This is a genomic window from Chania multitudinisentens RB-25 (assembly GCF_000520015.2).
Taxonomy (GTDB): domain Bacteria; phylum Pseudomonadota; class Gammaproteobacteria; order Enterobacterales; family Enterobacteriaceae; genus Chania; species Chania multitudinisentens.
The window spans coordinates 2,641,066-2,652,480 of record NZ_CP007044.2 but is presented as its reverse complement, the minus strand read 5'-3'; the positions used below and the strand labels follow the sequence as shown (position 1 = coordinate 2,652,480).

The following is an 11,415-nucleotide window of genomic DNA, read 5'->3' as shown; positions in this document are numbered from 1 at the left end:
AGGTGCCAGCCTATTGAGCTTGGCACATCGGGATCTGCCGTTACTTTTAACCACACAATAAAACTACAACCAACCATTCTGTTGCTGGCTCTTGGCCAAGTGAAGGATGGTCGCCAGGTAGGAAACTTAAAATGAATCGGAAGTTATCACGTTACTCTTTAGCCACACTCATCGGGTTAGGGCTCAGTACGTCTGTATTCTCTGGCACAGTGAATGCTGAACAGACCAGCGCCGCATCAGACAGCACTTCGTTGCCAGAGGAAAGCCAACAAGAAACCACAGCAACAGACACCATCGTGGTCACCGCAGCCAAACAAAATCTACAAGCTCCCGGCGTCTCCACCATTACCGCCGAAGAAATCAAAAGACGCCCTCCCGCCCGTGATATCAGTGAACTGATCCGCACCATGCCAGGGGTCAACCTGACCGGAAACTCCACCAGCGGCCAGCGCGGCAACAACCGCCAGCTTGATATCCGCGGTATGGGGCCGGAAAATACCCTGATCCTGATCGACGGAATGCCGGTCAGCAGCCGTAATTCGGTGCGCCAAGGCTGGCGCGGCGAGCGTGATACCCGTGGCGATAGCGCCTGGGTATCCCCAGAGATGATCGAACGCATCGAGGTGCTGCGTGGCCCGGCAGCCGCCCGTTATGGCAATGGCGCAGCGGGCGGTGTCGTCAACATCATCACTAAAAAAATCGGTAAGAAACTGCAAGGCTCGCTGAATGGCTATTTCAACGTGCCGCAACACAAAGAAGAAGGGGCCACCAAGCGCACCAACTTCAGCCTTTCCGGCCCAATGACCGATCAACTGAGTTTCCGCCTGCGCGGGGGTTACAGCAAAACTCAGGCCGATGCCTGGGATATCAACCAAGGGCATCAGTCTGAGCGTACCGGCGCCTATGCCAATACCCTGCCCGCTGGCCGTGAAGGGGTGATCGATAAAGATATCGATACCCTGCTGCATTGGGACTTTGCTCCCCTGCAATCACTGGAATTCCAATATACCTATGGCCGCCAGGGGAACCTGTACGCCGGGGATACCCAGAACACCAATACCAACGCTCTGGTACAGAGCAACTACGGCAAAGAAACCAACCGTATTTACCGTGAAACCTATGCACTCAACTACCGTGGCGCCTGGGATAGCGGTATCAGCACCCTCAATTACCTCCAACTTGAACGCACTCGCAATACGCGCCTGGATGAAGGGCTGGCGGGAGGCACCGAGGGGATTTTCTCCAGCAATAACTTCAACTCTACTCGCCTGAATAATTTGCTGGCGCACAGCGAAGTCAGCATTCCATTCGAGATGGGCGTCGCGCAAACCGCAACTCTGGGCACTGAGTGGAACCAGCAGCGAATGCGCGCTCGCTCCTCCACCAGCCAGTCACTGACCGAAGGCGGCAGCATTCCTGGGGTGGATAGCACCAACCGCGATCCTTACTCTTCTGCCAGAATCTTTTCGCTGTTTGCCGAAAACAACGCTGAAATCACCGAAAGCACCATGCTGACACCGGGTTTGCGTTTCGATTATCATTCCGAAGCCGGTGATAACTGGAGCCCGTCGCTCAACCTGTCGCAGGAAATGGGTGATCATTTCACGCTGAAAATGGGCATTGCCCGCGCTTACAAAGCGCCCAACCTGTTTCAGAGCAACGGCAACTACATTCTGTATAGCCGCGGTCAAGGATGTGCAGCCAGTGCCGGAGCCTGTTATCTGATCGGTAATGACGATCTGAAAGCAGAAAACAGCATCAACAAAGAGATTGGGCTGGAGTTCCACCACCAAGACTGGTTGGCTGGGCTGACTTATTTCCGCAACGATTACCGTAACAAGATCGAAGCAGGTTATGCCCCAGTAGGCACAACCACCAACGGCAAAACCGATATCTATCTCTGGGAAAACGTGTCAAAAGCGCTCATTCAGGGCTTGGAAGGCACGCTGAATGTGCCAGTCAGCGACTCCGTTGCCTGGAACAATAACGCAACCTATATGATTGAAAACAAGAATAAAGTCACCGGAGATTATCTGTCGATTATTCCTGAATTCACCATCAACTCAACCTTGAGCTGGCAGGCCACGCAGGATCTGTCGATGCAGAGCACCATGACCTGGTATGGCCGTCAGAAACCGAAGAAGTACAACTATAAGGGTGAACCGGTGAGCGGCAGCGAGAAGCGCGAAGTCAGCCCTTACGCCGTTTTCGGCCTGAGTGGCACTTACGCCTTCACCAAAAATATCAGCGTGACAACGGGTATTGATAACCTGTTGGATAAACGCCAGTTCCGTGCGGGTAATGCCCAAACTACCGGTAACGCCGTTACTGGTGCCTATATGTATGGCGCAGGTGCGGCCACCTATAATGAACCGGGGCGTACTTACTTTATGAGCGTGAATACCCAGTTCTGATTGGCCATGCTTGATAAAACAATAGCGGAGATATATAACCGTGCTCCTTCCCTGACGGGGGAAGGGGCCGATAATTGTCAGGTCAACGCATTTAAACTGACAATACTGTTTAGGTGATCGACATTCAGCTTACGTAACGCATTCACTTTGTGCGCACTGATTGTTTTCTGATTAACATCGTATTTCTTGGATAAATAAGCCGGTTTTCTCTGCTTAATCAAGCCGATAATGATTTCTCTTTCTCTCTGCGTCAGCATTAACGTGCATGACGGGAGTTCATCAAAAACCTCCTTAGAACTCAAAATCCGTCTTAAATCTATTGCGATATTCGCTACCGTTTTATCAATTGCAGCACAGTACCCCTCTTTTTTGCACAAACCTGAGATAAAGTAACCAAGTGCAAAATGATGGTGTGAGGTTAAAAAAACCATTTTACTTGAAAAGCTGGCGTAACGTAGTGCTTCTTTAATTTGCAAAATACTTTGCAAGCTAATCTCATTAAAAAGATCGTCAGCACAGATTATAAAGTCTATAACCTGCCGATTATTCTCAAAAAAACCCTCAGAGGCTACATTGATTTTTTTGCCAGATGATAGTTGTATATTTGCAAAAATCGCACTCAGTGCAAGACGAGTGAATGAACATTGAGTAACAATCAAGACATTCGTTACCCTATTCGGTGTTATTTTCATATCAGTTCCATTGATAACTTTTATTTATTCCCCTCATGGGTATAATAATTAATATAAATCGCAAATAATATAAGAAAACAAGCAGTCGTTTGTAGGAAAAATCACTATTTTTAACAAATTAAAATAGGAAAACCTAATATATATCCTATTGATTTTCATTACAGGAACTAACTAGATATCAAATTATTACATTGATTTATTATTTACAGCAGGTCATTTTTTTCTACATAACTCACCATTTCCATGACAGATGTCACCCCAAGCTTTGTCATGATACGGGTTTTATAAGTGCTCACTGTTTTTTCACTGATAAAAAGACTCTCCGCTATCTCCTTATTTTTAACCCCTTTAACCATACATCTCAGCACGCTAATCTCTCGGGCCGTCAACGACCACTTAGGCTTCACGCTTTTACTCAATGCGGCCATATCCGACACGTTACTTAATACCTCTGCGGAAAAAAAAAGGTACCCTTTCAAGACATGTTGCACAGCAAAAAGTATCTCTTCAACATCCTTCCCTTTACTGATGAATCCATTGGCCTTGGCTTCAAGCGCCCGTAACGAATAGATAGACTCATTTTTAGACGAAAAAAAAAGCGATTTAATCTTTGGAAATTTTCTTTTTATATTTTTCAACAGTAAAAAACAGTCATCGTCTTGCAGTTCTACATCCGTAATAATCAAGTCAATATGATTCTTGTTCACAATATCCAAGCTTTGTTTACTACTGGCAGCGACAAAGACGTTCTCAAAAGCATCGGACTGCATCAAGAGCGATTTGATGGCAATCAATATTGTAGGGGATTCGTCGATCACTAAGACAGAATACATATCATCTTCCATTATAATATCTTGAATTCATTTTTTTGAGAGGCTAATTCACCAGAGATCACCAAAAAATATTTCATGTTCAGAGCAAAGGTTTATGGACGAGTAAAAATAAATTCATCATCGATAAACCCATGCTCCTTAATGGCAGGCAAAATACCGCCTTCGTCATCTTGCAATATGTAGGAGAATCATGCCACTTTATGCTTCACCTCAAGGCCTAACGCTATTTATCGATCCAGCTCAACAGCATCGCAGCGCTGGCAATCACGTTGATATTAGCGATATAGCCGTCATAGCGATTATTGATCGCTGATAACTGATTATTAAAGTGATCGTTCTCCGCCGTCAGCACATCCAGCAGCGTCCGTTTGCCCAGGTTATACCACTGATCATAAAACATTTGCCTGACCCGATCGGTTTCAGCCGATAAACGATCAAAATCCTCGGCACGCATAAATGAAGAATCTCGCGTCTGTACTAGATTATTAATCTGATATTCCAAGTCACGATAGGCCACTTCATATTGCTGCTGGGCACCATTGGCTCTGGCGCGTGCAGACATCTGCGCTGCCGTTTGCGAACCGCCGCTGAACGCATTCCATTGGACATTCAGCCCGGTATACCAACCGGTTTCATCGCCATTGATATCTTTTGCCGTATTCTTGGACACCACCCAGTTCAGCTGCGGTAAACCCGCCGACTTGATACTGTCGGCTTCATATTCGGCAGCCTTTACCTGCGCCTGCAATTTCAGCAGATTCGGGTTCTTGGTCAGCGAGGCAATCGCCATGGATGCCGGCATCACAGAATCTCGCCAAGAGATATTCTCAGGTAAATTCGGCTCTATTCCCAACAGGCGAACCAGTCTGATACGGCTGGTACTGACCTGGTGTTCAATATCGTCCAGGCTGGCACGGGCAGAAAGCAGCTTGGCTTTGGCCTGGGTAAACTCACTGGCGCGCCCACGATCCACGGCCGTAATCTGCGACAGCATATCGGCCAGTTGTTTCATTCGTTCGACATAAGCCAGCGCCACTACGCGGCTTTCCTGATAACGGCTCAGGTTCATCAGCTCTGAAACGGTACTGTAAGCCAACTGTTCTTTGGTGTAATTCTGCGCATTAACCGCCGCCGTTACCCCTTCTTCTGCACTGTCGATCTGATTCCGGGCCTTACCCCAGTCATAAATGGGCGTCGTGATGGAAACGGAACCGCTGGTATCACTCGCTTTAGCGTTGTTACGCTGTAGATCGGCATTCCCCCCTTGAGTACCTAGCGGCGTTGATACCCCCACCTGCACCTGTGGCCAGCGCTGGCCTTTTGTCTGGTCAACATAATAACCCGCCGCCAGAACATCGGCTTCTGAAGAACGTATCTCCGGGCTATGCGTCAATGCCAAAGACACCATACTACGTATAAAAGCCCGTGACGGATTGGTGCTTCGCCCTTTGTAAGCATCGCGGGTCATTTCGCTCAGATTTCGCTTGTCGCTTTCACCCGCGATCTCACCATGCCAACGCACGTTGTCATACGCCGGGTCCGGTTGGTACTGTTGCTGAACTGCGGGGAAAAGATCGCTCTTGCTTCTCAGCACCGCCTGGCTGCTCCCCGCAGGCGGTTCTGGAGCTATGTTGGCTTTAGCACGCAGTTCAGTGCGGTTCACCAGGACGGGTGGATTGTTCTGGGTAACCGGAGCCGCACTGCTGTCTGGCTGCACCGGCGTACTCAAGCGCTCAGTATTGCTGGCCGCTACTTCGGTGGTTTTGACAGGCACCGGTGGTTCAATACGCGTCACCAGCCTAGAAGATTCTGCTGTTTTGGGCGCAACCAGCGGGCTATCCGGTGGCGATACGCTGAAGCTGTTGCCCGGCTGCACCGTATCATGCGGTTTGGCTGCAACCGCAGGCTGAGCGTTTTCCACCACTGTGTTCTGGCTAAACAAAGGCCGTGCTTCGGTTTTCACTTCCGGCGCGGAAGAAACCGGGTCTTGACGGGATACTGGCGTATTGGCTTCACCCATTGCCGCCAAATCTTTCAGAAACTGCGGTGCTTCGCTGCTAGCCGCAGACGTCTCCCCGCCGTTTAGCGCAGTACCTTCAGCCGCTGGCCGATCAGAATGGAATAATGTCATATATTCCTCCTGCGTCAGCATCGGTGGCAAGGCGTTAATATCTTGCTCATGCGCAGATGGCTGCGTCACTGCCAATACAGAAAAAGGTAAACATACCGCGATTGCCATGGCCACGTTTAACCGACGGAATTCACTGTGTTTATATGCCATTGGCTTATCTCTCTCTGAATGCTTCACGTGCTTTTAATACTGGCTTCAATATGTAAGACAGGATGGTTTTTTCTCCCGTCCTAATCTCTACATTCGCCACCATGCCGGGAATGATCGGGAACGTTTTACCTTTAACCTGCAATGCCGCCTGGTTAGTACGCACATACACACGATAATAGGTTGAATCCCCACGGCCAGAACGCGCTTTCTCTTCATCAACCAGAGTGTCAGAACTCAAATGTTCCACCACTCCGGTTAGCCCTCCATAAATAGCATAGTCATAAGCGGTTATTTTGACCGTGGCGGGCAAGCCTGGATGAATAAATGCCACATCGGCCGGTTTAATCTGCGCCTCAACCAGCAAGTTATCCTCCAGAGGGATTATCGTCATGATTTCTGCCCCCTGCTGGATAACGCCACCTCGGGTCGTGGTACGGATGTTGTTCACCGTTCCATGCACCGGGGCAACAATGGTGGTGCGCTGCATCACGTCCTGACGGCCACGCAAGATTTCCTCCGCCTGCGCCAGCTCTGATTCCTGCTTGTTCAGCTCACTGTTGGCATCAGAACGGAAACGGTTGGTGCGTTCAGCGATTTGCAGTTGGAATTCATTCGCTTGCCGCCGCAGACGCAGGATCTCCACGTCTGACACCAGCCCTTTTTTGGCTAAGGGTGCAGAAAGCTGCACTTCACTTTCCGCCAGCGACAGGCTTTTCTTCAGGGCCTCTACGCTCTCATTCAGAGTTCTCAGTTGGGCGTTATAGGCTTGCGTTTCATCATTCACAATGCTGGAAACCGCCAGTACTTCCGGCGGAAACACCAGTGCAGTGCCATAAGATTGCGCACGCAGGCGCGCTATCGTGGCCTTAAGCCCCAACACTTTCGATAATGATTCCCCGTAGCTGGAATCCGCACGCGTTGGGTCCATCTTCAGCAGCACCTGCCCTTTCTCGACGATGTCACCTTCACGCACATTCAGTTCTTCCAAGATCCCACCTTCCAGGCTCTGGATCACCTGTTCACGGCTGGCTGGAATAATCTTTCCATCACCACGGGTAATTTCTTCAACTCGGGCGAAATGCGCCCACACTAATGCCACTACGACCACCAGAGCGATGAGATATAACATGATCATGCTGAATGGCGTTTTTTGTGAAATTAACGCAGCCTGTAAGTCATTCATAAACTGCAAGTCAGCAGGTGCTATTTTCCCGCTATGCGGATTATCCTTGTTATTTTTTTTATTGGATTCAATTATGTCTGCCGCACTCACCGTGATTTTCTTTACCTCAGTTTCTTTATTTTCCATATCATGTTTATTGCTTATATCAGCATCGTCAGAGGCCGCTAATGTAAAGTCATCCTTGTTCATCCGTTATTCCTTCCCCAATATTTTCCAAAAAGCAAAAGCCTGAGCTACCTGCATCCTGAAATAGATTAGGTATCGCTGATTGCTGCCGTCTGATTGAAATTAATGTTGCTGATTCTGCTGGGTTATTTTCTGACCATTCTTTTGACCGTTGGCACTTAACATGGCAATGACCTGATCTTTCGGGCCATCTGCTATAACGTGCCCGTCATCCAGAACGATCAAACGGTCAAAAATACTCAACACTGACATGCGGTGCGTCACAATCACCAGCGTTTGTCCTTCAATGGCTTTTTGCAGTTGGCGAATAAACAGGGTTTCCGTCATCGCATCCATGGAACTGGTTGGTTCATCCATCAACAGCACTTTCGGCCGCAGCAACAGACAGCGTGCCAAAGCAACCAGTTGTTTCTGCCCGCCTGACAACGCGTTACCCATTTCCCCTACCGGCATGTCGTAGCCCAGTGGATGTTTGGCAGCGATACGATCCAATCCGGTCATCTGGGCGACGCGCAGAAATTCTTCTGTGCTGGCACTTGGCTTCCCGATCGTCACGTTGAAGCGCAAGGTGCCACTGAACAGCCGGCAATCCTGGCCAACATAACCGACCGCCGCACGCCAATCCGCCGGATCAACCTGGGTGGCATCAACGCCATCAATTGAGATCTGGCCGCTACGCTGCTGGTAAATCCGCGCCATCACCCGCAGCAGCGTTGATTTGCCGCTGCCGATACTGCCGATAATCGCCACCCGCTCACCCGCTTTAATGGTGAGATTGATGTTATCCAGAATCGGCGGAGGCACCATCATGCCAGGCACTGCGTAAGCAAAAGCGACCTTCTTCAAGCGCAGGTGGCCGTCAAATTTCGGTGTTGGCAGGTAGTTGATGGCCGGATCGCGTTCCGTAGGCAACTCCATTAACTGATTGAGTGACTTCAACGCCGTTTTGGCATGTTGATAGCGTAATGCCAACCCGACTACCGCAGCCAGTGGAGCCAATGAACGGCCAGACAGAATAACCACCCCGATCATCGATCCCATGGTGAGCTCGCCCGCATGGATCAGATAGACACCAAACACCACGATCACCACAGTGCACACCTGCTGCATAAAGGTGACAAAGTTTGAGGTCAGTGCAGACAGGTAGCGGGTTTTCATGGAAGAAGCGGCGGCCAAAGCGCTGATATCATCCCAACGCTTTTGCATTACGCCTTCACCTTGCGCCGCTTTCAGCGCTTCCATCCCTTCAATGGACTCGATCAACATCCCTTGTTTCTGCGAGATCTCACGAATGTTTTCACCCATATAACGGCTTAACGGCCATTGGATGATCACGCTGACCAGCAGAATAATCGGTACCGCCGCCAGCGGCACTATCGCCAATTGCCCACCAATCAGGTAGATGACGAACATAAACAGTATGCAGAATGGCAAATCTGACAGAGTCGACAGCGTGGCCGAGGTAGCAAAATCACGCACGGCCTCAAAATCACGCAGTTGGTTGGCAAATGTTCCCGTCGATTGGGGTTTGCTCTCCATGCGCATCGCCATAACCTGGCGGAACAGTTTCGCCCCCACAATCAGATCGGCTTTTTTCCCGGCCACATCAATTAAATAGGTACGAACCTGCCTGGAGGTAAATTCGAACACAATGGCCATCAGTACCCCAATCGCCAATGACCAGAGGGTGACATAAGCCTGGGTAGGGATGACGCGATCGTAGACGTTCATCGTGAAGAACGTGCTGGCCAGCGTCAGAATATTGGCCAGCAATGCCGCCGTGGCCGCACTGTAAAAGTAGTGCCGATAACGCCACAACGTAGAGAACAACCAGTGGCCTTCACGGTTGGCTTCCGGCAGAATTTCATCATCCAGACGCGCATCCAGCTTGGGCTTCGGATTTGCTACCATGGCATAGCCATTGGTTAACAGTTCCGTTTCCTGAATGCTGACGGTGCCGCCGCTTTCAGGAACCACCACCTGATACCCGTAGTTTCCCCGTTTGCCCGTGCGTGCGGCGACAATACAGTATGAACCATCACTGCGCGCCACCACCAAAGGAAAGAGATAAGAGGAGATGCTGGCAAGATCGCGCTTGATCCAACCGGCTGCGATACCGATCTGATCCAGCATGCGCAGTGCCAATTCAGGCTCTAACTTGTCGCCACGCGGCAACCCGGCATACAGCACTTCTTTACTGGCAAGCTTGTTATAATGATTACATAACCATTCAACGGACCAGAGCAATGAATCTCTGCCATGGTCTTCTATATTGTCAAACTCCGACGACAAAATCGCCGGAGACTTAGGAATCTCCGGTAACTCCGAAGACACCGACAATTGTTCACTCATAATCTTTCCCTGGTTCTACTTAAAGACTGTGATTTAGCATCCAAGCTAAACATTAGATATATCCTAACACAGACAATATATTGACCACTGCAAGAAAGAACGTAGGCATCTACTTAAAATACAGTCAGTGAAAATAAGAAAATGCCTAGAAAAAAAATTTCCAGTCATCAAAGAAAACAAAAATCCAGATTAATCAAATTATTGGGTGGGGGTATTTTCTTAACAGCTAAAGAATAAAATAACAAGAAATTCTGAGAGTAACCCTAGAAATTAAGCCTCTCTGCATTTTATCACAAAATAATATCTAAAATAAAAGGGCTACTCTATTTCTCTTGTAGCCCTTTGTTAAATAGTGCTAAATCAGAACTGAACGATTATTATCTGACAATAATGTCCACACGGCGGCTGTTAACATTGCACCCTGCCCCTTGATGGCTCGCATTGGCAACGCACCCTTCCGCACTTTCCGCCACGCCCATACCACTGACATTAGTGATCACCGCCTGGCTAACACCAGCGTTGAGCAAGGCCTCACGAATAGTATTAGCTCGGGCCTGCGACAGCCGCTGGTTTGATTCTGGATTACCGATGGCATCCGTGTAACCAACCAGTTGGATATTAGCAATGTTATTACCCTGTGTGATAAAGGCAATGACATTATCCAATTTAGCCACTGAGGATGGCAAAATAGAATCGTAGCTGCTCTTGCCAAAGCGGAACTGTATACTTTCCTGAATCAGCACTGCGCCACCGCCGTTGACATACTCACAGGCTTTTACCTGTGAAGCACGGTTGATAATACGCGTTTGTTTACGCATAGACTTCAGGTCAGCTTCTGCTTGCGCCCTTTCAACCAAAGCCGTCGTGCTGCCATTGGTCCCTGGATTCACCTGCAAGAAATAGGTCTCAGAACCATTAACCTGAACCTGATGTGCTGGATTCTGTTTTCCCTGATACAGCGGCTGATCCTGGAAGTAAGACTCGATCGCGTGCCCACCCGGTGCCACACAAAACACGGTAAATTCACCTGGCAACAATGCCGATTGCAGCTCGCGATCCACATTGATCGTGGCTGGATGATTACCTTGCGGATAATAAAAAACAATCTGAGCCAGCTCGGGTACGACTTTCGCCACCGGGCGATAAGTGTTTGCAGCACTGGCGTTAGCCGAAAGTACCCCCGCCCCTGACAAACTTTCTTTCTGTTGATTGTTATATAGCGACTCAGCAAACGCGGTAAAAGAGAACAACCCCGCCGCTAAAGTTAATACTGCAATATTGACGTATTTAAATCCATTACGAACAGCTTTCATTATATGCTCCAGGCTCACCTGATATATTCATCCATAAACGGCGACAATTTTTCTGGGTTCCGTCATTACACGTAAAGTGACATAGCCAAAAATGTTTACCAGATAATGAGATAACAACAAAAATAGAACCCGCAGTTTTTACACTGCGGGCTCCATTACCG

General features: G+C 48.9%; 7 protein-coding genes. 1 reads left to right on the top strand and 6 read right to left on the bottom strand.

Translation table 11 applies throughout. From position 1 onward, the window contains the following. The first annotated feature begins 131 nt into the window (after window positions 1-131). The gene (locus Z042_RS11585) at window positions 132-2,414 is read left to right on the top strand and encodes a TonB-dependent siderophore receptor (protein ID WP_024913381.1); all 2,283 of its coding nucleotides are present in this window, start codon (window positions 132-134) and stop codon (window positions 2,412-2,414) included. A gap of 77 nt (window positions 2,415-2,491) precedes the next feature. Here Z042_RS11585 and Z042_RS11580 read toward each other — a convergent pair whose 3' ends face one another. The 6 genes from Z042_RS11580 to Z042_RS11555 all read right to left on the bottom strand — a co-directional run bounded on the left by Z042_RS11580 (window position 2,492) and on the right by Z042_RS11555 (window position 11,254). Next, window positions 2,492-3,106: a LuxR C-terminal-related transcriptional regulator gene (locus tag Z042_RS11580; RefSeq protein ID WP_024913380.1), complete on the bottom strand. Its 615-nt coding sequence runs from the start codon at window positions 3,104-3,106 to the stop codon at window positions 2,492-2,494. Window positions 3,107-3,309: 203 nt separating this feature from the next. Then, window positions 3,310-3,951 (bottom strand): response regulator transcription factor, encoded by a 642-nt coding sequence (locus tag Z042_RS11575; protein WP_081758463.1) that lies wholly within the window; start codon window positions 3,949-3,951, stop codon window positions 3,310-3,312. Window positions 3,952-4,162: 211 nt separating this feature from the next. After that, the gene (locus Z042_RS24540; protein ID WP_024913378.1) at window positions 4,163-6,220 is read right to left on the bottom strand and encodes a TolC family protein; all 2,058 of its coding nucleotides are present in this window, start codon (window positions 6,218-6,220) and stop codon (window positions 4,163-4,165) included. 4 nt (window positions 6,221-6,224) lie between these two features. After that, complete coding sequence (locus Z042_RS11565) at window positions 6,225-7,403, bottom strand: HlyD family type I secretion periplasmic adaptor subunit (protein ID WP_037406936.1); 1,179 nt, start codon at window positions 7,401-7,403, stop codon at window positions 6,225-6,227. A gap of 288 nt (window positions 7,404-7,691) precedes the next feature. Then, window positions 7,692-9,941 (bottom strand): type I secretion system permease/ATPase, encoded by a 2,250-nt coding sequence (locus tag Z042_RS11560; RefSeq protein WP_024913376.1) that lies wholly within the window; start codon window positions 9,939-9,941, stop codon window positions 7,692-7,694. 377 nt (window positions 9,942-10,318) lie between these two features. Further along, the gene (locus Z042_RS11555) at window positions 10,319-11,254 is read right to left on the bottom strand and encodes an OmpA family protein (RefSeq protein WP_024913375.1); all 936 of its coding nucleotides are present in this window, start codon (window positions 11,252-11,254) and stop codon (window positions 10,319-10,321) included. Window positions 11,255-11,415 lie beyond the last annotated feature (161 nt).